21 protein-coding genes and 1 riboswitch are annotated in these 21471 nt (G+C 62.6%); of the genes, 18 read left to right on the plus strand and 3 right to left on the minus strand.

Going from position 1 to position 21471, the window contains the following annotated elements:
* Positions 1-16 precede the first annotated feature (16 nt).
* The 10 genes from QMG79_RS02135 (at position 17) to csrA (ending at position 8584) form a co-directional block, all read left to right on the plus strand.
* A complete protein-coding gene (locus tag QMG79_RS02135; RefSeq protein WP_283536919.1) occupies positions 17-913 on the plus strand; it encodes a flagellar motor switch protein FliM in 897 nt (298 codons plus the stop codon).
* Positions 910-1617 (plus strand): flagellar motor switch protein FliN, encoded by a 708-nt coding sequence (gene fliN / locus QMG79_RS02140; protein ID WP_283536920.1) that lies wholly within the window; start codon positions 910-912, stop codon positions 1615-1617. Before QMG79_RS02135 ends, fliN begins: the two co-directional genes overlap by 4 nt.
* Positions 1618-2133 carry a flagellar biosynthetic protein FliO gene (fliO, locus tag QMG79_RS02145; protein ID WP_283536921.1) on the plus strand — a complete coding sequence of 172 codons (516 nt, stop codon included), beginning with the start codon at positions 1618-1620 and terminating at the stop codon, positions 2131-2133.
* Positions 2130-2969, plus strand: coding sequence for a flagellar type III secretion system pore protein FliP (gene fliP, locus QMG79_RS02150; protein ID WP_283536922.1), 840 nt, complete (start codon positions 2130-2132; stop codon positions 2967-2969). Before fliO ends, fliP begins: the two co-directional genes overlap by 4 nt.
* On the plus strand, positions 2966-3241 hold the full coding sequence (gene fliQ / locus QMG79_RS02155; RefSeq protein ID WP_283536923.1) for a flagellar biosynthesis protein FliQ: 276 nt from the start codon (positions 2966-2968) through the stop codon (positions 3239-3241). Before fliP ends, fliQ begins: the two co-directional genes overlap by 4 nt.
* A gap of 1 nt (position 3242) precedes the next feature.
* Positions 3243-4001 (plus strand): flagellar biosynthetic protein FliR, encoded by a 759-nt coding sequence (locus tag QMG79_RS02160; protein ID WP_283536924.1) that lies wholly within the window; start codon positions 3243-3245, stop codon positions 3999-4001.
* The gene (locus QMG79_RS02165; protein WP_283536925.1) at positions 4001-5077 is read left to right on the plus strand and encodes an EscU/YscU/HrcU family type III secretion system export apparatus switch protein; all 1077 of its coding nucleotides are present in this window, start codon (positions 4001-4003) and stop codon (positions 5075-5077) included. Before QMG79_RS02160 ends, QMG79_RS02165 begins: the two co-directional genes overlap by 1 nt.
* A 43-nt stretch (positions 5078-5120) precedes the next feature.
* Positions 5121-7163, plus strand: a complete 2043-nt coding sequence (locus QMG79_RS02170; protein WP_283536926.1) for a flagellar biosynthesis protein FlhA — start codon at positions 5121-5123, stop codon at positions 7161-7163.
* The gene (locus QMG79_RS02175) at positions 7141-8250 is read left to right on the plus strand and encodes a hypothetical protein (protein ID WP_283536927.1); all 1110 of its coding nucleotides are present in this window, start codon (positions 7141-7143) and stop codon (positions 8248-8250) included. Before QMG79_RS02170 ends, QMG79_RS02175 begins: the two co-directional genes overlap by 23 nt.
* A 64-nt stretch (positions 8251-8314) precedes the next feature.
* Complete coding sequence (csrA, locus tag QMG79_RS02180) at positions 8315-8584, plus strand: carbon storage regulator CsrA (protein WP_283536928.1); 270 nt, start codon at positions 8315-8317, stop codon at positions 8582-8584.
* 58 nt (positions 8585-8642) lie between these two features.
* On the opposite strand, the gene QMG79_RS02185 is transcribed toward csrA, so the two are convergent.
* Entirely contained in the window at positions 8643-9182 is a 540-nt protein-coding gene (locus QMG79_RS02185) for a hypothetical protein (RefSeq protein ID WP_283536929.1), read from the minus strand.
* A gap of 246 nt (positions 9183-9428) precedes the next feature.
* Here QMG79_RS02185 and QMG79_RS02190 point away from each other — a divergent pair, with 246 nt between their 5' ends.
* Entirely contained in the window at positions 9429-10217 is a 789-nt protein-coding gene (locus QMG79_RS02190; RefSeq protein WP_283536930.1) for a sigma-70 family RNA polymerase sigma factor, read from the plus strand.
* A 158-nt stretch (positions 10218-10375) separates the two neighbouring features.
* The gene (locus tag QMG79_RS02195; protein ID WP_283536931.1) at positions 10376-10852 is read left to right on the plus strand and encodes a Dps family protein; all 477 of its coding nucleotides are present in this window, start codon (positions 10376-10378) and stop codon (positions 10850-10852) included.
* 113 nt (positions 10853-10965) lie between these two features.
* Here the strand turns inward: QMG79_RS02195 and QMG79_RS02200 are convergent, their stop codons facing one another.
* Entirely contained in the window at positions 10966-12546 is a 1581-nt protein-coding gene (locus QMG79_RS02200) for an MFS transporter (protein ID WP_283536932.1), read from the minus strand.
* A gap of 69 nt (positions 12547-12615) precedes the next feature.
* On the opposite strand from QMG79_RS02200, the gene QMG79_RS02205 reads away from it, so the two are divergent.
* From QMG79_RS02205 to QMG79_RS02225, 5 genes are all read left to right on the plus strand, one after another.
* Positions 12616-13155, plus strand: a complete 540-nt coding sequence (locus QMG79_RS02205) for a TetR/AcrR family transcriptional regulator (protein WP_283536933.1) — start codon at positions 12616-12618, stop codon at positions 13153-13155.
* Between the two features lie 162 nt (positions 13156-13317).
* A riboswitch (glycine riboswitch) is annotated at positions 13318-13414 on the plus strand.
* A gap of 258 nt (positions 13415-13672) precedes the next feature.
* Positions 13673-16534, plus strand: coding sequence for an aminomethyl-transferring glycine dehydrogenase (gene gcvP / locus QMG79_RS02210; protein ID WP_502934691.1), 2862 nt, complete (start codon positions 13673-13675; stop codon positions 16532-16534).
* Between the two features lie 10 nt (positions 16535-16544).
* On the plus strand, positions 16545-17693 hold the full coding sequence (gene gcvT / locus QMG79_RS02215) for a glycine cleavage system aminomethyltransferase GcvT (protein ID WP_283536935.1): 1149 nt from the start codon (positions 16545-16547) through the stop codon (positions 17691-17693).
* Between the two features lie 54 nt (positions 17694-17747).
* Positions 17748-18131 carry a glycine cleavage system protein GcvH gene (gcvH, locus tag QMG79_RS02220; protein ID WP_283536936.1) on the plus strand — a complete coding sequence of 128 codons (384 nt, stop codon included), beginning with the start codon at positions 17748-17750 and terminating at the stop codon, positions 18129-18131.
* 108 nt (positions 18132-18239) lie between these two features.
* Positions 18240-19637, plus strand: a complete 1398-nt coding sequence (locus tag QMG79_RS02225) for an L-serine ammonia-lyase (protein ID WP_283536937.1) — start codon at positions 18240-18242, stop codon at positions 19635-19637.
* A 21-nt stretch (positions 19638-19658) separates the two neighbouring features.
* On the opposite strand, the gene QMG79_RS02230 is transcribed toward QMG79_RS02225, so the two are convergent.
* Entirely contained in the window at positions 19659-20204 is a 546-nt protein-coding gene (locus QMG79_RS02230; RefSeq protein WP_283536938.1) for a TspO/MBR family protein, read from the minus strand.
* Between the two features lie 181 nt (positions 20205-20385).
* Here QMG79_RS02230 and QMG79_RS02235 point away from each other — a divergent pair, with 181 nt between their 5' ends.
* Positions 20386-21459, plus strand: coding sequence for a lipid II:glycine glycyltransferase FemX (locus QMG79_RS02235; RefSeq protein WP_283536939.1), 1074 nt, complete (start codon positions 20386-20388; stop codon positions 21457-21459).
* Positions 21460-21471: the final 12 nt, after the last annotated feature.

Here is a 21471-nt window from a genome sequence, read left to right on the forward strand (position 1 = left end):
GCCGATAGTCACCCCCGTGAGCGTGTTGAAAGATCAAGGATCCACGCGGGACCGCACCGTGAATGTCCATGACTTCCGCCGTCCCGCTACTCTGGCGCGCGAGCACAGCAGGGTCATAGAATCAGCTTTCGAAACTTTTGCGCGGCAGTGGGGCACCCAGTTGACGGCCAAGGTCCGGCTCAAGTCCGTGGCACGGATGGACCGCCTAGACCTGCTGAGCTATGACGATTATGCAGCGTCCGTCCCGGCGTCAACAGCTGTTGTGCTCTGCGAGGTCGAAGGGGTGGAGGCACGCGCCGTCATCCAGTTCCCGGCAGCGACTGGCCTTGCCTGGATGAACCGAATGCTGGGCGCCAGCAGCGATCCGCCCATGCCGGAGCGTGCCTTTACCCAGCTTGAACAGGCCCTCATGCAGCGCGTCCTGGAGGAGATTCTCGAAGACCTCCAGTACTCCATGGGGTCGTTGCTGAGCCATGAAATCCGGATTGAAGCTTTCCAGTACAACTCCAGGTTTGCCCAGGCTGCCGCGCCCACGGAACCTATGATCGTGGCGCACTTTACGATCACAGTGGGCGCCACCACGTCGGTTGCCACCATAGCGATTCCCGCTGAGGTACTGCTCGCCAAACTCCAGAGTGCCAGCCCGGTGGACGTATCCACCGGCGCGCGGGTCCGCATCCGCGAGCAGATGGAGCATGTGCCAGTGGAGCTTGCTGTCCAGTTGGCACAGACCTCGATTACCCCACGGCAGGTCCTGGACCTTGCCGTCGGAGACATCCTTCCGTTGCCACACCTGGAAAACCGGCCGTTCGACGTCGAACTTAAAGGTGTCCGCCTGGCCACCGCAGCACCAGCCCGCAACGGCGCCCGCGCAGCAGCAGTCATTGTCACCATCGAGGAGCACCAGCCATGAGTCCCACCCTGACACTGCACCGCGGCGCGGCAGATCAGCTCGCAGCCAATCTGCCCGTCCTGACGCCCCTTACCGTGCAGGGGCCCAGCCGTTGGGACGGCAGCGCCAGCCAGGGATTCACCGCAACATTTGTTGGCGCCGTCACGGCAGAACTGGTCCTGGTCCTCACCGACACTGACTTTCTGGCTGCCGCCGGTGGAGCACTTGGTGGCACGCCTGTGGCTGCCACGGCTGTTCTGCGTCCTGCCCTCGAGAGCGCAGCGGCGGGTTTCGGCTCGGGCGTTCTTGGCGAACTCCGCGAGGAGGATGTATCAACGCTCCTGGCCGACCCGGAGACCATCATCTACGAACTCTCCGACGGCCTCAGGACAGCCGGCTGGTTTGCGGTGCGCGTGCGCAACAATTCCAGTGTCGAAGGGGCAAACAGTTCCCGGCACGACACCGGATCTGTTGCAGCGAAGCTCGGCCGCATCAACAGCGTGGAGATGACCCTGACAGTGGAGATCGGCAGGACTCGGATGTCCGTCCGCGATGCCCTCAACCTGGAGCCGGGCAACATCATTGAACTGGACCGTGCCGCAGGCGCACCCGCCGATGTCCTGCTCAACGGCAGGTTGATTGCCCAGGGCGAGGTGGTGGTGGTGGACCAGGACTATGCGGTCCGCATTACCCGCATCCTCGACGTCGCCGAAGGACTCGGCTGAATGGATGCACTTATCCTGGGGCTGCGTGTTCTGGTATCCCTCGGAGCGGTGCTGGGCCTGATGTGGTTCCTGCAGAAGCGCCTGAGCAAGGGAACCGGCCGCCGCCGCGCAAATACGGTCCTCTCAGTGGTCAGCAGGCAGAGCCTGAGTGCGAAGACATCAGTGGTGGTGGTGGATGCTGCCGGACAGAGGTTTATCCTGGGCGTGACCGACCATGCAATCAATGTGCTGCATAGCTGTGACATCCCCCTGGAGCCGGAGAGCGTCGATGACGTGGTGGGCGCCCAGGTGCCCTCAGTCGATTCCAGCGTGGTCAAGGAGCAGGACCTGACGACGTCGGCTGCCGGGTTTGCGCGGGTCCTCGCCGACGCCGGTTCCATGCCTACCCGCAGTTCCGTCCACCGCGACCACTCCCGCAGGGGCGCCCGGACGCACCCGCCCCTGCACGGTTCCATCCTGGCGGGCTCAACCTGGAAACAGGCAGCCGCTGCGCTCAGGAGCGGGCGCCGGCCTTGACCACCAGCCTTTACCGGTTCCGGAGTGGACGCCCGGCACTGCTGATCGTCGTCGTGGTTCTCCTGACCTTGGCACTGCTGTGGCTTGGTGCGGCGGCCGGCCACGCGGCACCCATTGACCCCGTTGATCCGACGCCCCCGACGGAGCCCACGGCGCCCACTGACGGAAATCTCAATATCGAGATCAACGGGATCGACGGCGGGCCGTCCAGCACGGTGCTCACGCTGCTGGGTATCACGCTGCTCTCCGTAGCACCGGCGCTCTTGCTGATGATGACCTCTTTCACCAAGATTTTTGTGGTGCTTGCCATGACGCGCAACGCACTGTCCCTGCCGTCCATCCCGCCGAACCAGGTGCTGGCCGGCCTGGCCCTTTTTCTTTCCCTCTTCATCATGTGGCCCGTGGTCAATGAGATGAACACCCTTGGTATCCAGCCGTACCTGAACGGCGACCTCGACTTCAACGCTGGTGCAGAAGCTGCACTGGGTCCGCTGCAGCAGTTCATGATGGCCCACACCCGTGAGGAAGACATTGCCCTGATGACCCGGGCCGCAGACCTGGAAAACCCGGCCACACCCGAGGCAGTGGAGCTCTACACGCTGATTCCCGCGTTCATGATCTCCGAGCTTCGGGCGGCCTTCATCATCGGCTTCGTTATTTTTGTGCCGTTCCTGGTCATTGACCTGGTGGTGTCCTCGGCACTGATGTCCATGGGCATGATGATGCTGCCTCCCGTGATGATCTCCCTGCCGTTCAAGATCCTGCTGTTTGTCCTGGTGGACGGCTGGGGCCTCATTGTGACGGCCCTGGTGCAAAGTTATGGTGGGTCCGGATGAACACCAACGCGGTCCTAGACATCTGCCTCCAGGCGCTCCTTGTCGCCGCCAAGCTTTCCGCACCAGTGCTGATTACTGCCCTGGTGGTAGGGCTGGCTATCTCCCTGGTCCAGTCCGTCACGCAGCTTCAGGAAGCTACCCTCTCCTTCGTCCCCAAAGCCGTGGCAGTCGCTATTGCCCTGGTGGTCTGCGGGCATTGGATGATCTCAGAGATGGTGACGTTCACCCATGAGCTCTTCGAACGGATTCCTGCCCTCCTGAGTGGCGGCTGAGATGAACATCCCTCTTGATGCGCACTGGCTCGAAGCGATGCTCCTGGCCTCGGTGCGGATGACGGCTTTCCTGATCATCGCCCCGCCCTTTGCCTACCACGCCTTCCCGGGCAGGGTTAAGGCGATGCTGGGCCTTGGCTTGGGTCTCGCCGTGTCACAGCGGGTTGCCGATGGGTATGAGAGCCGGACCACTGGAGCATTTTTCGGTGCGGTGGTGCTGGAAATTGTTACGGGGCTGGCACTGGGGTTCCTGGTCTATTTGGTCTTTGCCGCAGTGCAGTCCGCGGGGAGCCTGATCGACCTGTTCAGCGGCTTCCAGCTTGCGCAGGGCTTTGATCCGCAGATGATGATCAATGGTGCCCAGTTCACCCGTTTCATGCAGATGGCTGCGCTTGCGCTGCTGTTTTCCTCCGACGGATACCAAATGGTGATTGGCGGACTGACCGGAAGTTTTGCCGCCCTTCCACTTGCCGGGGGCCTGGACCTGGCACAACCCGTACAGGCCATGACGGGAGCCCTGACAGGGATGTTCCTGGCAGCAGTGCAGATTGCCGGTCCATTGCTGGTGGTTCTTTTCCTTGCGGATGTGGGCTTGGGCCTGCTGACCCGGGTGGCGCCTGCACTGAACGCCTTCTCCCTGGGCTTTCCGCTGAAAATCTTCATGACCCTGGCGCTGGCCGGGTTCCTTTTCCTTGCCCTGCCCCGGATTGTGTCCTCGCTTGCCGAACAGGCCGCGTCAGCTGTGATGGGGGTGAACTGATGTCAGATTCGCAGGAAAAAACAGAGAACGCCACCGACAAGCGGATGCGGGAAGTCCGGTCCAAAGGACAGCTTTCACGCTCCCAGGACCTGACGGCCTGGGTGGGTGTTGGTGCCGCTGCCGTGATGCTTCCTGCCACCCTGGAGCGGGGGTCGGCCGCGGCAACGGATCAGCTATTCCGGGTCCGGGCACTGATAGCCCGTCCTGATCCGGACGTGGCCCTGGAATCGCTCCTGACCGGGCTCGGCGACATGGCAACCATCATTGGCCCGCTGCTGATTGTTGTTTTTGTTGCTGTCCTTGCCGCCGGTGCACTGCAGGGGGGTGTGCACGTGAAAAAGTTCGCAGCGGATTTTGAGCACTTCAAACCCCTGCCCGGGCTGAAACGCATGTTTGGCACCCAGGCCCTGTGGGGTGGCCTGAAGTCGCTACTGAAGACGGCGGTTGTGGGTACTGTCCTCTACGCCGTCGTGCAAGGCCTGATTCCGGTGCTGTTGGCGGCTGGCGGACTGCCGGTGGCTGGAATTGTCGCCGCTGGCAGCGCAGGGGTGGCGTCCCTGATCCAGTTTGCCGTCGCCGCTGGTGTGGTCATGGCTGCAGCGGATTTCCTCGTTGTCATGCGCCGCAACCGAAAGAAGACGCGGATGTCCAAGAAGGAAGTCCAGGATGAGACCAAGAACTCCGACGGCGATCCGCTGGTGCGGTCGCAGCGGCGGGCGCGGCAGATGGCAATGAGTCGTAACCGGATGATGTCCGCCATCAGTACCGCCGACGTCGTGATCGTGAATCCTACACACGTGGCTGTGGCCCTGAGGTACGAGCCTGGAAAATCTGCTCCCCGTGTGGTGGCCAAGGGCAGTGGGCACGTTGCGTCCCGGATCCGCGAAGAAGCGGAGCGGAACAAGGTGCCCATGGTGTCCAACATTCCGCTGGCACGGGCGCTGCACAGCGGCTGCGATCTGGGGCAGGAGATCCCGGTTGATCTTTACCAGGCAGTGGCAGGTGTCCTGGCATTCGTGATGGCGCTGCAGACCCGCGGGTCTGCAGCGGGCGTGCACCGGATGGCCGCCGCATGAGCGCGGCACTGAACACCAAGGATTGCGTCGAAAGGAAAGCACCATGAACAAAGGCCTCTCTCGCCTTGTTGTCCCCATTGGAATCGTGGGGATCGTGCTCCTGCTGGTGGTCCCGGTTCCCGCCCCATTCATGGACTTCCTTATTGCCTTCAACATCCTGTTGGCATTGCTGGTGCTCCTGACCAGCATGTTCGTACGGAAACCTCTTGATTTTTCGGTTTTTCCCTCGCTTCTGCTGGTGGCCACGCTCTTCCGTCTGGGCCTCAACGTTGCCTCTACCCGCCTGGTTCTTGGTGAGGGATATGCAGGACAGGTCATCGAGGCCTTCGGGACCGTCACGGTGGGTGGCTCGCTCATTATCGGGTCGGTGGTGTTCCTGATTCTGGTTGTCATTCAGTTTGTCGTGGTCACTAAGGGTGCAGAACGGGTGGCCGAGGTGGGGGCGCGCTTCACCCTGGATGCCATGCCTGGCAAACAGATGGCTATTGATGCAGACCTCAATGCGGGGCTCATCACTGACACGCAGGCGCGCGAGCGTCGTGCGGAGGTGTCTGCGGAGGCTGATTTCTATGGCGCCATGGACGGTGCCTCGAAGTTCGTCAAGGGTGATGCAATTGCCGGCATCATCATCATCATCATCAACTTCGTGGGTGGTATTGCCATCGGTATGCTGCAGCGCGGAATGGAAATCGGTGATGCGCTGAACACCTACGGGCTGCTCACGGTGGGCGACGGCCTTGTCACACAGATCCCAGCCCTGCTGATGGCAGTGTCCACAGGCATGATCGTCACTCGGTCCAACGCCGAATCTGACATGGGGACCACAGCGTCTGCACAGCTGACGCAGGCCCCCAACGCGCTGATGATCGCTGGGATCGCGGCCTGCGCCCTGGCCTTGATTCCGGGGATGCCGCCCTTGCCGTTCCTGCTGGTGGGTGCTGGCCTGATCATCATGTCGCAGCGTGTACGGAAGACTCAACGTTTTGATGCAGCAAATAAAGTCACCGAACAGGCGGCCCTGGATCACGTTCCAGTGGATCCCAACGAAGCGCTGATGGAGGAGATGCGCATTCATCCGGTGGAAATCCTGCTGGCACCTGACATGGTGGACATGGTCTCCGGGGCGTCAGATGACCTTCTGGCACGCGTCCGTTCACTGCGCCACAAGATTGCCATGGACCTGGGCATCGTGATCCCACCCGTCCGCACCCGCGACAGCGTTGAACTGGCCTCGGGAACGTACGTCATCCGGATTGCAGGCGTGGAGGCCGGGCGGGGTTCCGCGCCGGGCGGGCGCATGCTGGCGCTTGGGGATGCCCTCGAAGCGCTGCCCGGCCAGTCCATGGTGGAGCCGGTCTTCGGGCTGGCCGGCAAATGGATTCCCGGAGAGTTGCGGCATTCCGCGGAGATGTCAGGTGCCACAGTGATTGACAGGGTTTCGGTGCTGGTAACCCACCTCTCCTCAGTGGTGAGTGCCAATGCCGCCAGGCTGCTGTCCAGGGAGGATGTCAGGGTCCTGACCGAGGGTGTGCGCTCGCAGAGCCCGTCGGCTGTCGAGGAACTCACTCCGGGGTTGCTGTCCCTGGCTGAGCTGCAGCGCGTCCTGCAGGGGCTGCTGGAGGAACAGGTCCCCATCAACGACCTCACCAGGATCTACGAGGCCCTCACGCTGCGGGCCAAGATTTCCACTGATCCGGAATCCCTGGTCGAGGCCGCGCGCCAGGCGCTGGGCCCGGCGCTCGCAGCCGCGCACCTCGAGGGAGCTGTCCTGAACGTGATCATGATTGATCCCACCCTGGAGCAGTCAATGCTGGAGGACATGCGACCCGGGGAAGGTGGAACCCAGATTGTGATGGGCCAGGACAAGCTGGACACTGTACTGAGGTCCTTGCAGGACGCTATCTCCGGTGCCGCCGCCTCGGGACGCCAGCCAGTGCTGGTCTGCGCACCGACGTTGCGCCCGGCAATCCGCCGGTTGGTGGGCCCGGGGTCAATCGCCGTGCTGTCCTACCGGGAGGTCACCTCTGCCAACGTCCGTATCGAGACGATAGGAGTGGTCCGTTATGCAGGGCAGCTATCGGCTTAAGGGGCCCTCGCTTGAGGAGATCATGAACCGCGCTACGGCCAAGTACGGACCAGGTGCAAGGATTGTTTCTGCTGAGCTGGTCACCAACAGGGGAATCGCTGGTCTTTTTGCCGGGTCACAGTACGAGGCAGTGGTCCACGTGGGGGCATCGGAGGAACAGGGAAGTCCGCCGCGTGGGATGGGGGATTCGGCGGTGCCGGCGCCGCGTGCCGCGCACCGCCTGCCGTCCGTGACGGCCGACGGCGGTGCGCCGGGTGTGAAGGGAAAGGTTCGAGCTGGAATCGAGTCAGTGTCCGGTGGGCCCCACCAGCTCCAGCGTTCGGCGATCGCTGGACTGCTGGCTGCGGCCGATTCAACGGAAGCACGGGCCAATTCCCCGTTGGCGGCGTCAGTGTCGACCGAGTCCGATGATTTTGCCAAGGTGCTCGAGCAGTTCACGGCGCTGGCCCCAGTGTCGTCGACGCCCGGTGAGGAGCAATCACAGAATTCCATCCCTGCACCTCAGCCTGGTGCAGGGATGCCCCGGGAGGCCGATTCTCGCAGTGACGCGCTCCTTCGGCCAGCCCCACAGTCCAGGCGGGAGGCGCGGCGCGTTGCTGCAAGGCCGCGCCGTTCCGCGCCTCCGGCCCTCGAGGGTCCCGGCGACCTGGTAATTTTGCTGGGGCTTGGTGCCGATGCCCTGGCCGTAGCGCTGGAAATTTCATCCGCAGCCGGTGGCGCGGACGTGCGAACAGCCGGCCAGCTCAGCGCCTTCGGGCATCTTCATGTCGCCAACCGCTTCGACGCTACGGCGGCGAGGGCCCAAGCGGTGGAAAATCACCAGACCGTGGTCCTCGCCTACGGGCTGGGCAAGAACGCAGGAGATGTCCAGCGGGCAGCAGCGTTGGTGGCTGCCCTGCGGGGAGATCAGGTATGGGCGGTGGTGGATGCTGGCCGAAAACCTGCAGATTCCCAGGCATGGCTCCAGAACCTGCGTGCGTGCCTGGATGTCAGCGCCATTGTGGCGCTGGGCCTTGCCGGTACCGGTAGCCCGGAATCAATCCTCGACCTGGGACTGCCCGTCAGTGACGAATACAGCCGTGAGTAGCGGCGCAGCGCATCCAGACCCGACAGAGACGCAACTCCCCGCCACGGAAAGGTAGATTGAGACCATGCTTGTACTCACACGCAAACCCGGCGAACAGATCATGATTGGTGATGGGATCATCATCACTGTTCTCGAGGGCAAGGGCGACGGCGTACGGCTGGGGATCGAGGCTCCCCGCGGGGTATCCATCCAGCGCAAGGAAGTGATTGAGGCGATCGCCGCTGCGAACATGGCGGCCGCTGCATCCGGACACGCGGGTGAGGACATCCTGAAAGCGCTTCGCCCGCCGTCCACGGCAGAAGCCACCCCCCACGGCGGAACCGAAGGAGACTAGGCCGCACGTGGTTGGGTTGGCCCCTAGGGGAGGATCACAACCAGCGCCGGTGTGCAGGTCACGGCTCTGAGTGCAGGCCAAGGAATTCCGCCACCAGTGGCAGCCTGGCACCCTGGGCTGCTTCACGCGCTGCGTTAATGTCCCGGCGTTCGAGCATGGCTGCCACGGCGGCGTCGGGCGATTCTTCTGGCGACGGCGGTCCGTCCAGCAGCGGCTTTTCGGCCGCAAGCAGTGCTGAGAGGGCTGTTTCGTTGGCGGTTATACCCGCCAGGATGCCGGTGTACAGTGCCTGCATCTCGGCCAGGTGTTCCTGGAGCAGATCCGGCCAGATCCCTGGTGGCGCTACGGCAGCCAGGGTTCGCAGCGGGGCGTCTGGTGGGGCGCCCCAGGAAAAGGCGACTGCAGCAGATTCGAGGTGGCATGCCAGGTGCTCCAGGCTGACCCGTTCCACTGCCGCATCGATGTCGGAGGCCGTCAGCCGGAGCCGGACGGTGGAACCTGAACCAAGGTGGAGTACCTGGGTTTCAAGCCGGAAAGAGAGCACCTCAAGTTGGACCCGCTGCTGCCATAAGGCTGTAGAAAGTTCCTCCGCCCCCACTGATGGCCCCCCGTCATGACTGGCCACCGGTCTCGAAAAACCGCGTGACTGCTTTCTTTTTTTCGAGCCTACACTCTGGGCAAATAAGGCGGCGTGATAACCAATGCTGGAGGTAGTGGTAAATTACGTCCATAGATGCCATTCCGGGGCACCTGTCAAGGCGTTCTCTGGGGGAGCGCAGATGGGGAGAACGGGGTGCATATCCACAGCAATTCCTCGTCATACGGTCTCGTGGGGGGACAACATTTGAATCGCGTCGAACGCAACGAATTGGTCACCCAGCATCTCCCGCTTGTGGGGTACCTGGTCTCGGACCTATGCTCCAAAGCTTCGCATCTTTCACGCGAGGACCTCGCTTCCGCGGGAGCCATTGCCTTGATCACCTCGGCAGAATCGTTTGATGCATCCCTCGGTGTTCCCTTCGGGGCCTACGCCCGGCGGCGAATCCTGGGCGCCTTCGCAGACGAGATGCGCTCCAATGACTGGGCCACCCGCTCAGCGCGCCGGCGTATGCGCGAGACTGCCTCCGTCCAGGAGTCCCTTTCCACCTCGCTGGGCCGCAGACCCTCAGTGGTGGAGATGGCTGCGGTTCTCGGGGTGGAAAAAGTTGTGGTCGAAGCTACGTTGGCTGACGCACACCGCACCGTGACCCCCCTTGATGATGCAGTGGCGGATACCCTTGCTTCGGACACACTGTCTCCGGAGAATTCCGTCCTTGCCGACGAACGGCTCCGGTACCTCCGAGCTGCGGTGTCTTCCCTCCCCGCCCGGATGCGATTTGTTGTTGAAGAGGTCTATTTCGGTGCACGGACAGTCAAGGAGTTGGCCGAGGAACTCGGAACCACGCATGCGGCGGTGTCCCAGCAACGCGCGGAAGCCATCCGGCTGATCCGCGATGGCCTTGCCGCGCACTATTCGGATAGTCCTGGGCAGGCTGTTGAGCCGCAGTCCAGGATCACGGCCCGGCGGCGCAATGAGTACCTCGAGCAGCTCTCTGTTGCCACAGCATCTGCCTGGAAGGGCGGAACCGCTTAGTTGTGGCGCAGTGCCGTGGGACACATCACAGCTGAATTTCCCCGGAGTGGCAGGTTGGGCACCAAACAGTAAGCTCACTGTGAAAATTGTGCACAAGCGGGGTTTTTGGCTCGCCGGGCTGATAGTTTCGTTGGTACCGCACTACTTCAGGAGGATTCATGAAAGCTTCACCGACACTGACCAATAATGCCCAGGCAGTCCTCGTTGACCTGATCGAACTTCACATCCAGGGCAAGCAGGCGCACTGGAACATTGTGGGGACAAACTTCCGCGATCTGCACCTCCAGCTTGATGAGATCGTCGACGCCGCCCGTCAGTTCGCAGACGATATGGCAGAGCGCATGCGCGCCCTGCATGCCCTCCCTGACGGCCGGAGTTCCACGGTGTCCGCCACGACCGCCCTGCCGGCATTTCCTGACGGACTCATCGATACCAAAGACGCGATCGAGCGGATCGTCGCGGCAATGGAAGCGACAGTAGGAACCATGCGCAAGGTCCATGACGAGGTTGATGAAGAAGATCCCACCACTGCTGATCTTCTGCACGAATTCATCGCCAAGCTTGAGCAGTTTGCCTGGATGGTGCAGGCCGAGACCATGAAAGCCTCGGCCAGCGTCACCACTCCCGACGCATAGCAGGAACGCTTCCACCACCTGCTTCCCGCAGGGGACCACGCGCCCGGCGCCGGAGTGCAACTCTGGCGCCGGGCGCTTTTGTGCTGTTGTGCAGGGTGACGTGTTGCCCGGGACTACTTCGTGGCACGGGGAACCCCGCGCAGAACCACTCCTGCCACAATGGCCGTCAATCCCACCAGCACCAGGGCAATGGTTGCCGTGATGTGGACGCCGGAATCAAAAGCATTCCGTGCGTTCTCCAGCAACTGCGTTGCGGCCGGGCCGGGCAGCGAATCGGCCAGTTCCACGGCGCCAGCGAGTGTCTCGCCCGCCCGGTGCGAAGCGCCGTCCGGAATGGCTCCGGCCACCCCATCCGGGAAAACCAGGTTCCGCTGGTAGGACGCCGTCAGGATGGACCCAAGGATGGCGGTACCGAGAAGGGAGCCAACCTCATAGCCGGTCTCCGAGATGGCCGCAGCAGCGCCGGATTTTGCCGGTGGTACAGAGCCCAGGATCAGATCGTTCGAGATGGTTTCCGCAGCTCCCACACCCAGTGCCAGGACCAGCAGGGCAGCCAGCAGCAGGGCTGGCCCCGCGCTGTGGTCACCGAAGGCCACCAGTGCGTATCCGGCAGCGCTCAGGGCCAGGCCGCCCGCCACCACATATCCCGGTGGCACCACGCGGACCAGCGGGACCACCACAAGCCCCGCCACGACGGTGGCCAGCAATGCCGGAATCATGGCGATCCCGGAGGCCGAGGGTGACATGCCCTCCAGGAGTTGGAGATGCTGGGCCAGGAAAAAGATAAAGCCGTTGAAGGAAAAGATTGCCAGGACGTTGGCGGCGATGCCTGTGCTGAAGACCCGGTTGGTGAACAGGCCCATGTCCAGCAGGGGAGTGGCCAGGGCCTTTTGTCGGCGCACAAATACCGCACCCATTATCAGCCCCACGCCAACGATCCCAAGGGCCGCAGGCGTGAACCCCTGCGTAGCAATTTCTTTGATGCCATAGACCACGGGCACCATCACCAGCATCGAGAGGGCAATGCTGGGGAGATCGATCTTTCCCGGCAGTGGATCCCGGGATTCCGGGATGAAGAACTGCCCCAGGATCAGCAGCGGAAGCATGATGGGCACAGCCACGAGCAGGATTGCACCCCACCAGAAGTGCTCCACTAGCCAGCCGCCAAAGATTGGCCCCAGTGCTGCGCCGCCGGAGAAGCCCGCAGCCCAGATGGCAATGGCAAGGCGCCGTCGGTTGGCATCCGGAAAGATGTTGCGGATCAGCGACAGCGTGGACGGCATCAACATGGCGCCGAAGAAGCCCAGGCCTGCACGGCCTGCAATGAGCCATTCTGCGCTTGGTGCGAACGCTGTAGCAGCGGAGACCGCGGCAAAACCAATGCTGCCAATGAGGAGGAGTCGTCGGCGCCCAATCCGGTCCCCAAGGCTGCCCATGGCAACCAGGAGCGCAGCCAGCACCAACGGGTAGGCATCGACAATCCAGAGCAGCTGGACTCCTGTTGTCTCAAGGCTTCGCGCAATCGCTGGCAGCGCAAACGTCAGGGCTGTATTGTCCACTGCCACCAGGAGAACCGGGAACATGAGCAGGCCGAGCGCAAGCCAGTCACGCCACGGGCTGTTCCTCGGGATGGGCTCGAAAGTGTCCCGGGATTCCTTGTTGGGGTAACTGGTGGGTGAAGGGGAGGAGCTCATTCCAAAAACTATACCGTCCAGACGGTACAGTTTGGCAAATGGACCTCCAGACCGGGCATGATGGAGGGCATGTCCAGAAAACCTGTTGCCCGCGCTGCCGTCCTGGACGCTTTTGAAACACTGCTGATTGATGTGGGGGAGCGCGCAGCCACTCTCGACGCCGTGGCCAGGCTGGCAGGGGTGTCCAAGGGCGGACTGCTGTATCACTTCCCCAACAAGGAAGCGCTGATAGGTGCCGTTCTGGAGCGCCTCGATGAGCTTGCCGTGGCGGATCTGGCCCTGATGGCAAACGCTCCGCAGGGCGCTGCCGAGTATTTCATCCGGACGTCGCTCTTCTCTGGAACTCCCATGGACAGGGCGTTTGTTGCGGCTACCCGGCTGGCAGAGGTGGCACATGAGGAGGCACGACGCCGGTTCGCTGGCATCCAGGGTCAGTGGCTGGATCTGCTGGCCGCCGACGTCGGCCCCGACGTCGCCCGGGCCGTTCTCTACATGGGCGATGGCCTGTACTTCAATGCCATGTGGGAAAGCGGAACGGAAAGTGTCAGCGCCCAGCGGCGCGCAGATGTGGAAAACCTGGTGCTTGCGGTGCGCAAGCTGCGGATGTGAGATTCCCGGCCCTGCCGCCGGTTGGAGCGGGCAGGATGAAGCCCAGGTTTGCGAGCCGGGCCCGGGCATAGGACAATGGGAGACTGTGAGGGCGCTCACCCGCCCTTGCCCGCGGAGCAAGTCATTGTTCCGGTTCGTGACCCCCTCAATTGAATATGCCCTTGATCTGCGGCGGGAGAGTCCTGCCAGCAGTACAGTAGGCGCCGTAGGAGCAAATCCTCCCCAGGAATCTCTCAGGCCCATGTACCGCCGCGGCGAGGCGCCTCTGGAAAGCAGCAGGCACCGGTTAGTGGTTTCTTCTTGGAAACTCAGGTGCTGTGCTCACCGACGGTGCAAGCGATCACAGTACATGTGGCGCGGAAACTCTCAGGTCCAATACAGAATGGGGAGGAACCAAACCGATGTGGCGTACCCGGCGCTGCCCAAGTGATGGAGTTCTCTCGTGACAATACCTTCCACCGCCACAGCATTTGTTGACAGGCATATTGGCGCGCGCACGCACTCTGACGTCCAAACCATGCTCAACGCCGTGGGCTGCGACTCCCTCGACGCCCTGGTGGACAGGGCTGTGCCGCAGGTGATCCGACAGGATACGCCGCTGGAGCTCTCCTCCGCGCTGAGCGAGGTGCAGACGCTGGCAGAGCTGCGCGCACTTGCCGGCAAGAACAAAACAGCCGTGCAGATGATTGGCCAGGGCTACTACGACACCGTGACGCCACCGGTGATCCGCCGCAACATCCTGGAGGGGCCTGCTTGGTATACCGCTTACACGCCCTACCAGCCGGAAATTTCCCAGGGGCGCCTCGAGGCGCTGCTGAACTTCCAAACCATGGTGCAGGACCTGGTGGGCCTGCCCATCGCCAATGCCTCCCTGCTGGACGAAGCCTCGGCTGTGGCAGAAGCGGTACTCATGATGCGCCGGGCCAACAAGAACAAGGCTGCCAAGGACGGCAAGACCGTCATGGACGCAGACTGCCTGCCGCAGACCATCAATATCGTCAAGGGACGTGCCGAGGCTCTCGGCTTTGAGGTTGAGGTTGCGGATCTCACCCAGGGGCTGCCCGACGGCGTTATCAACGGTGTTGTGCTGCAGCAGCCTGGCGTTTCCGGCCGGGTGTTTGATCACTCAGCCGTAATTGCCGAGGCCAAGGACCGTGGTGCGCTGGTCACCGTCGCTGCGGACCTGCTGGCGCTGACACTGATCACCCCGCCAGGCGAGCAGGGCGCTGACATAGCGGTGGGATCTGCCCAGCGGTTCGGGGTTCCGCTTTTTTACGGTGGACCACACGCTGCCTACATGGCCGTGCAGAAAGGCCTGGAGCGCTCCATGCCGGGACGCCTGGTCGGTGTCTCCAAGGACTCCGCCGGAACCCCTGCGTACCGTCTGGCGCTCCAGACCCGAGAGCAGCACATCCGCCGGGAAAAGGCCACGTCCAACATCTGCACCGCACAGGCGCTGCTGGCGATTGTTGCTTCCATGTATGCCGTCTACCACGGCCCACAGGGCCTGAAGGCGATTGCGCGCCAGGTCCACCAGCATGCACGCATCCTCGCGTCCTCACTGACCGCAGCAGGCTTTGCGGTGCAGCACACCAGTTTCTTCGACACGCTCACGGTAGGGGTGCCGGGCCAGGCTGCTGCGATTGTCGAAGCCGCCGAGAAAGCAGGTATCAACCTGCGCAGCATTGATGCTGACACTGTCGGTATCTCCACTGATGAAACCACGACGCCGGAGATCCTCAGTACGGTCCTGGGCGTCTTTGGAGCCACAGCGAAAGAAGCGGCATCCGACGTCGCCCTGATTCCCGCCGTCGAACGATCCTCCGACTTCCTGACGCACCCGGTGTTCAGTACGCATCGCTCTGAGACGCAGTTGCTGCGGTACATCCGCCGGCTCTCGGACCGGGACCTGGCCTTGGACCGCACCATGATTCCGCTGGGTTCCTGCACCATGAAGCTGAATGCCACAGCGGAAATGGAAGCCATTTCCTGGCCGGAGTTTGCCTCCATTCACCCGTTCGCACCAGATTCCCAGACGGTGGGCTGGCGTGAACTGATTTCGGACCTGGAAAAGCAGCTTACGGAAATCACCGGCTACGACCAGGTCTCGATCCAGCCCAACGCCGGATCGCAGGGCGAGCTTGCCGGACTGCTTGCCATCCGGGGCTACCACCTGTCCCGCGGTGACGACCAGCGCACTGTGTGCCTGATTCCTGCCTCCGCCCACGGCACCAACGCAGCCTCTGCAGTCCTGGCCGGGATGAAGGTAGTGGTGGTTGCCACGGCGGCCAACGGCACCATCGACCATGCTGACCTCGCGGCCAAGATCGCTCTGCACCACGAGACCCTGTCCGCCATCATGATCACCTACCCCTCAACGCACGGCGTGTTCGACGCTGACGTCAGCGACGTCTGTGATGCGATCCACGACGCCGGCGGGCAGGTCTACATCGATGGGGCCAACCTCAACGCTTTGGTGGGCCTGGCCCAGCCCGGCAAATTCGGCGGCGATGTTTCGCACCTGAACCTGCACAAGACGTTCTGCATCCCGCACGGTGGCGGCGGGCCCGGTGTGGGCCCCGTTGCCGCCAAGGCGCACCTTGCGCCGTTCATGCCCGGCAATGCCGCGGACCCTTCGAACGGCGCAGGCGGCACGCCCATCTCCGGCTCACGCTTTGGTTCCGCAGGCGTCCTGCCTATCTCCTGGGCCTACGTGAAGCTCATGGGTGGGGCTGGCCTGACTGATGCCACCAAGTCCGCACTGCTGGCAGCAAACTACATTGCTGCCCGCCTGAATGACTACTTCCCGGTGCTTTACACAGGCGACGGCGGCCTGGTGGCCCACGAGTGCATTCTGGACCTGCGTGAACTCACCACCAAGACGGGCGTCACCGCCGAAGACGTGGCCAAGCGCCTGATCGACTTCGGCTTCCACGCGCCCACTCTTGCATTCCCCGTCTCCGGAACGCTCATGGTGGAGCCCACCGAATCCGAGGACCTTGCAGAGATGGACAGGTTCATCAACGCGATGATCGCCATCCGCGGCGAGATTGACCAGGTGGCCGACGGCGATTTTGCCGTCGAGGACAGCCCACTGCGCAACGCCCCGCATACCGCAGCAGCGGCCATCAGCACCCACTGGGACCGGGCCTACACCCGTGAGCAGGCCGTGTTCCCGCTGACCTCACTCAAGCAAGACAAGTATTTCGCTCCAGTAGGCAGGGTGGACGGTGCTGCCGGGGACCGCAACCTGGTCTGCTCCTGCCCACCGATTGAAGCCTTCGAGGAAAGCTTCCTTGAGGATGAGCCCGACGCAGGGACTGCAGCCTCGGGGACAGCAGAAGCGCCCCTGGAACCCACCCTCGCAGCAGCCAAGTAAGGACTACGCCATGACTGAAAAATTCACTGCGCTCCACGCTGAGCATGCACAGCTAGGTGCCTCCTTTACCGACTTCGGTGGTTGGCAGATGCCCCTCAAATACAGCTCAGAGCTGGCCGAGCACCACGCCGTCCGCACAAGCGCTGGCCTTTTTGACCTCTCACACATGGGTGAGGTGTGGGTCACTGGGGCCGACGCCGCAGCGTTCCTTGACTATGCGCTCGTGGGCAAGATCTCTGCCATGGCGGTGGGCAAGGCCAAGTACTCCCTGATCTGCGCTGAAGACGGCGGAATCATTGACGACCTCATCACATACCGTCGGCCGGTCGCCGCAGATGGTACTGATGTCTTCCTGGTGGTGCCCAACGCAGGCAATGCGCAGGTGGTGGCAGAAGCCCTTGCAACGCGGGCCAGGGGTTTTGACGTCGTGGTGACTGACGCTTCGGCCGAGACCTCGTTGATTGCCGTCCAGGGCCCCAAAGCGCAGGAGATACTGCTCCGGCTGGTTCCCGCTTCCCAGCACGCACTGCTGACGGATCTGAAGTACTACGCTGCCGTTGAGGTAGAAGTCCTGATCGCCGGTGCCGGCCAGCAGCTTCTGCTGGCACGGACCGGTTACACAGGCGAGGACGGCTTTGAGATATTTGTTGCCAATGACGCCGCCGCAGCCCTATGGCAGGCCCTGATCGCCATTTCCGAGCCCGGCGAGCTCACTCCCGCAGGCTTGGCATCCCGGGATTCGCTTCGCCTCGAAGCCGGAATGCCCCTCTACGGCAACGAACTTTCCCGCCAGGGGGATCCTTTTGCTGCAGGACTGGGCCCGGTCGTCGCAGTTTCCAAGGAGGGTGACTTCGTCGGCAAGGCGGCCCTGGTTGCGGCAAAGGAGAAGGGGGCAGGGGTGTCCGTTGGTCGCCGCCTGGTGGGCCTCAAGGGGCTGGGCCGTCGCGCCGGCCGCGGGCACTACCCAGTGCTCAAGGATGGCGTTGCCATTGGTGAGGTCACCTCCGGCCAACCCTCGCCAACACTGGGTTATCCTGTGGCGCTTGCCTACGTGGATGTAGCCCACGCCGAGCCTGGTTCTGCTCTCGATATTGACCTCAGGGGCAAAGCTGAGCCCTTTGAAGTTGTGGCATTGCCCTTCTATAAACGCCAAAAGTAATTTCGCTTCCCCGCACCCGCACCCGCACCCGCACCCGCAAAGGACACCTGAACCATGGCCAAAGTTGCCCCCGAACTGCAGTACTCCGAAGAACACGAATGGATTTCCCGGGAAGCCGGCAACCTGGTCTCCGTGGGCATCTCCGCTGTCGCTACCGAGGCATTGGGGGATATTGTCTACGTTGACCTCCCCGAGGTAGGCGCAACAGTAACTGCAGGTCAGACCTGTGGAGAAGTCGAGTCGACCAAATCTGTCTCGGACATCTACGCCCCCGTGACGGGCGAGGTCACCGAGACCAACCCTGCCGTGGTCGATGACCCGGCCCTCATCAACAGCGACCCCTACGGTGCTGGGTGGCTCTTCAAGGTGGCAGCAGAGTCGGAGGGGCCGCTGCTTTCCGCGCAGGACTACGCCTCCAAAAACGGCGGCGAGCTCTAGCCGCAGCCACGTCTTTCCCCAGGACCACAGCCCACAGGCTGTGGTCCTGGTTCCGGCAGGACCATCCCTCTGCCGGGCCACCGCACCACGCAGTAAGGAACCCCGGCTATGGCTGTTGGAGTCTTTGACCTTTTTTCCATCGGAATTGGACCCTCCAGTTCGCATACTGTCGGCCCCATGCGAGCAGCGGCCGTTTTTGCCGAGGAGGTGGCGGCGGCCGGTGTCCTTGCTGACGTTGCGGCCCTGAAAGTTGACCTCTACGGGTCCCTCGCAGCCACCGGTCGGGGCCATGGGACCATGACTGCGGTCCTGCTGGGCCTTGAGGGCTACCACCCGGAACTGATCCTGCCCGATGAGGTTGAGGAACGGCTTGCTGGCATCGCAGGCACGGGGGCGCTGCAGCTCGCCGGAAAAGTCAGTCTGCCCTACCGTGTTGAGGACATGATCCTGCACCCCCTCACGGTGCTTCCGCGGCACACCAACGGCATGAAATTCGAGGTCATGGACGACGCCGGAACTTGCCTTCATGAGGCCACGTTCTTCTCAGTGGGCGGCGGGTTTATTGTGCGCGAGGGCGAAGAGGATGCCGCACTGGCAGAACTTGACGAGTCCAAGAAGGAGCTGCCGTTCCCCTTCCGCACGGCAGCGGAACTGCTGGAGCGCTGCACTGCCTCAGGACTGTCTATCGCCGACGTGATGCTCGTTAATGAAAAGGAAGCCCAGACCGAGCAGGAGATTCGCGACGGCCTGCTAGCGATCCACCGGGTGATGGAAGACTGCGTGCAGGTCAGCCTGAAGCGCGAGGGCCTGCTGCCCGGCGGACTGAAGGTCCGCCGTCGTGCCCCCGATTGGCACAAGCGGCTCATGAAGGAAGACAAGGGCCGCGACCCCATGTACTGGCAGGAATGGGTGAATCTCGTGGCGCTGGCCGTCAATGAGGAGAATGCATCGGGGGGTCGCGTGGTGACAGCCCCCACCAACGGTGCCGCCGGCATCATTCCAGCCGTCCTCCACTATGCGTTGAACTTTGCCCCGGGCATGGACAAGGCAACTGCGGAAGACCGGGAGGACGTTGTGGTTACGTTCCTGCTTACCGCCGGCGCAATTGGGGTGCTCTACAAGGAGCAGGCATCTATTTCCGGTGCTGAGGTAGGGTGCCAGGGAGAAGTCGGATCGGCATCGTCCATGGCGGCCGCAGCCCTGGCAGAGGTGATGGGCGGAACCCCAGCCCAGGTAGAGAACGCCGCCGAAATCGCGATGGAACATAACCTGGGCCTGACGTGTGATCCCATTGGTGGGCTTGTCCAGGTGCCCTGCATCGAGCGCAACGCCATTGCTGCTGCGAAGGCCATCAACGCGGCCAAAATGGCGCTGTGGGGGGACGGTTCGCACCGCGTATCCCTGGACGAGGTCATCATCACCATGCGGGAAACCGGCAAAGACATGAGCTCTAAGTACAAGGAAACGGCCATGGGCGGCCTGGCCGTCAACGTGGTGGAATGCTGAGCTTGCTCCCGCAGGGCTGCGCTAGTTGTTGATGGCCGCCCAGAGGTTCAGCGTGGCAGCGTAGGCGACCCAGGCGATATAGGGCACCAGCAGGGCAAAGGCGAGCCTGCTGATGGGGAAGGCCTTCCGGATCAGGAAGACCAGGACTACTGCGAGGGCTGTGATGTCCACAAAGCCAACCCAGAGCGCCGGGGTGCCAAACATGGGGTACAGGGCGAAAAACAGGGGTGTCCAGGCCAGGTTCAGGACCAGCTGCACCCAGTAGAGCTTCAGGAAGCTTTTGCTCGCTGCGCCGCCCTTGCGCCATACGAGCCACGCCGCTAGCGCCATCAGGGTATACAGGAGCGTCCATACGGGCCCGAAGACCCAGTTGGGGGGCGTCCAGGGAGCTTTGCTTGCCGTGCTGTACCAGCCGTCCACGTTGCTGGTCGAGGCAAGCCCACCCAGCCCGGCTACGACGAACGAGGCCACCAGGAGGGCAGCAAGAACCAAAACCTGCCGTCCTGTGCTCTTGCGGTGGGCGCTGTGTTCAGACGTGGATTTCGAAGTTTCTTGGCTGACCGACATGCAGTTAAGGCTCCCCAAGGAGACCGTGCAAGTCAAGGCGGGAAAGACCCTTGCGCCCGCGGTGTGACACGTGGCACGGATGCTGCCCGCGGGCAGGCCCGGCTTGGTCCGACAGTCTAGACTTAAGGTAGCAAGCCTGAATTGGCTGCCCCTCCCACCACCCCAGATTGGATACGTCCCCGTGCGTGAATTTACCGCCCGCTTTGCCTCCGCGGAGGAGATCTCCCATTGGGATTCCCTGGTGACGGCGAATCCGAACGGGGGGAACCTGCTGCAGTCCGAAGCTTTCGCGGCGGTCAAGGCGCACTATGGGTGGACGCCTCGGCACCTGGTCTACGAGACCGCTGACTACACCAGCTACAACCTGGTCCTGGAAAAGTCCTTCCCGGTCCTGGGCAAACTCTGGTACCTCATCAAAGGCCCCGATGTTGCATCTGTCGCGGATGTTCCGGGCATTGTGGCAGCAAACAAGGACTTTGTCCGGCGTGCCCGCTTGGGTGTCTTTGCCATCAAGATTGAACCGGACATTGTCCTCACGGACGCTGCCCGGGAGGTGATGTCAGGTGCAGGCCTGGTCAAGACACACAACCTGCAACCCAACGACTCCACGGCGCTCCTGGACATTTCCCCGGAAGAAAACTATCTGCTCCGTGCCCTGCATTCCCGGGGCCGCAACGCCGTGCGGCGGGCTATCCGCGAGGGTGTTGAGGTCCACACGGTGGAGCCGACCGAAGAAAATTTCAGGGCCATGTATGCGCTGATGACCACCACTGTGGAAGCCAAGTCCCAGGTACGCGTCCGTGACTACGAGTACTACAGGCAGTTCTGGACCAACTTCATCACCCGCGGCCAGGGCCGGCTGCTTTTTGTGTACGAGAACGGTGTTCCGTCGGTGGGTGCTTTTGTCATCAACTATGGCCGCAAGGGCACGTACAAAGACGGTGGATCGCTGCAGAAACGCGGCCAGTATGGCGATTCTCACCTGGTGCAGTGGACTGCCATTGGCCAGGTCCGGGACCTGGGCTGTACCGAATACGATTTCTGCGGAACGCCGGCAAGCGACCAGCTCAAAGACACCAGTAATCCGTTCCATGGACTCGGGTTGTTCAAGACGAGTTTCAGCAAGACCGTGACGGACTTCGTTGGCTGTTACGACCAGGTGCTGAGTCCGTTGAAGTATCGGGCCTGGATCGGCGCAGGTGAACGCATCGCCCGACAGTTGTACACACGCCGTACCGGACAGCAGTTCTACTAGACTGCGGCCACG

It is taken from the genome of Pseudarthrobacter sp. PS3-L1 (genome assembly GCF_030063285.1).
Taxonomy (GTDB): Bacteria; Actinomycetota; Actinomycetes; order Actinomycetales; family Micrococcaceae; genus Arthrobacter.

Bases quoted from the DNA above. Each gene is read 5' to 3' on its own strand.
- QMG79_RS02170 (WP_283536926.1), top strand. From the start codon at position 5,121: ATGAACAAAGGCCTCTCTCGCCTTGTTGTCCCCATTGGAATCGTGGGG.
- QMG79_RS02230 (WP_283536938.1), bottom strand. From the start codon at position 20,204: ATGTCGGTCAGCCAAGAAACTTCGAAATCCACGTCTGAACACAGCGCC.
- QMG79_RS02175 (WP_283536927.1), top strand. From the start codon at position 7,141: ATGCAGGGCAGCTATCGGCTTAAGGGGCCCTCGCTTGAGGAGATCATG.
- QMG79_RS02205 (WP_283536933.1), top strand. From the start codon at position 12,616: ATGTCCAGAAAACCTGTTGCCCGCGCTGCCGTCCTGGACGCTTTTGAA.
- QMG79_RS02225 (WP_283536937.1), top strand. From the start codon at position 18,240: ATGGCTGTTGGAGTCTTTGACCTTTTTTCCATCGGAATTGGACCCTCC.
- QMG79_RS02160 (WP_283536924.1), top strand. From the start codon at position 3,243: ATGAACATCCCTCTTGATGCGCACTGGCTCGAAGCGATGCTCCTGGCC.
- gcvH (WP_283536936.1), top strand. From the start codon at position 17,748: ATGGCCAAAGTTGCCCCCGAACTGCAGTACTCCGAAGAACACGAATGG.
- QMG79_RS02195 (WP_283536931.1), top strand. From the start codon at position 10,376: ATGAAAGCTTCACCGACACTGACCAATAATGCCCAGGCAGTCCTCGTT.
- gcvT (WP_283536935.1), top strand. From the start codon at position 16,545: ATGACTGAAAAATTCACTGCGCTCCACGCTGAGCATGCACAGCTAGGT.
- QMG79_RS02200 (WP_283536932.1), bottom strand. From the start codon at position 12,546: ATGAGCTCCTCCCCTTCACCCACCAGTTACCCCAACAAGGAATCCCGG.
- fliO (WP_283536921.1), top strand. From the start codon at position 1,618: ATGGATGCACTTATCCTGGGGCTGCGTGTTCTGGTATCCCTCGGAGCG.
- fliQ (WP_283536923.1), top strand. From the start codon at position 2,966: ATGAACACCAACGCGGTCCTAGACATCTGCCTCCAGGCGCTCCTTGTC.
- QMG79_RS02165 (WP_283536925.1), top strand. From the start codon at position 4,001: ATGTCAGATTCGCAGGAAAAAACAGAGAACGCCACCGACAAGCGGATG.
- gcvP (WP_502934691.1), top strand. From the start codon at position 13,673: ATGCTCAACGCCGTGGGCTGCGACTCCCTCGACGCCCTGGTGGACAGG.
- csrA (WP_283536928.1), top strand. From the start codon at position 8,315: ATGCTTGTACTCACACGCAAACCCGGCGAACAGATCATGATTGGTGAT.
- fliN (WP_283536920.1), top strand. From the start codon at position 910: ATGAGTCCCACCCTGACACTGCACCGCGGCGCGGCAGATCAGCTCGCA.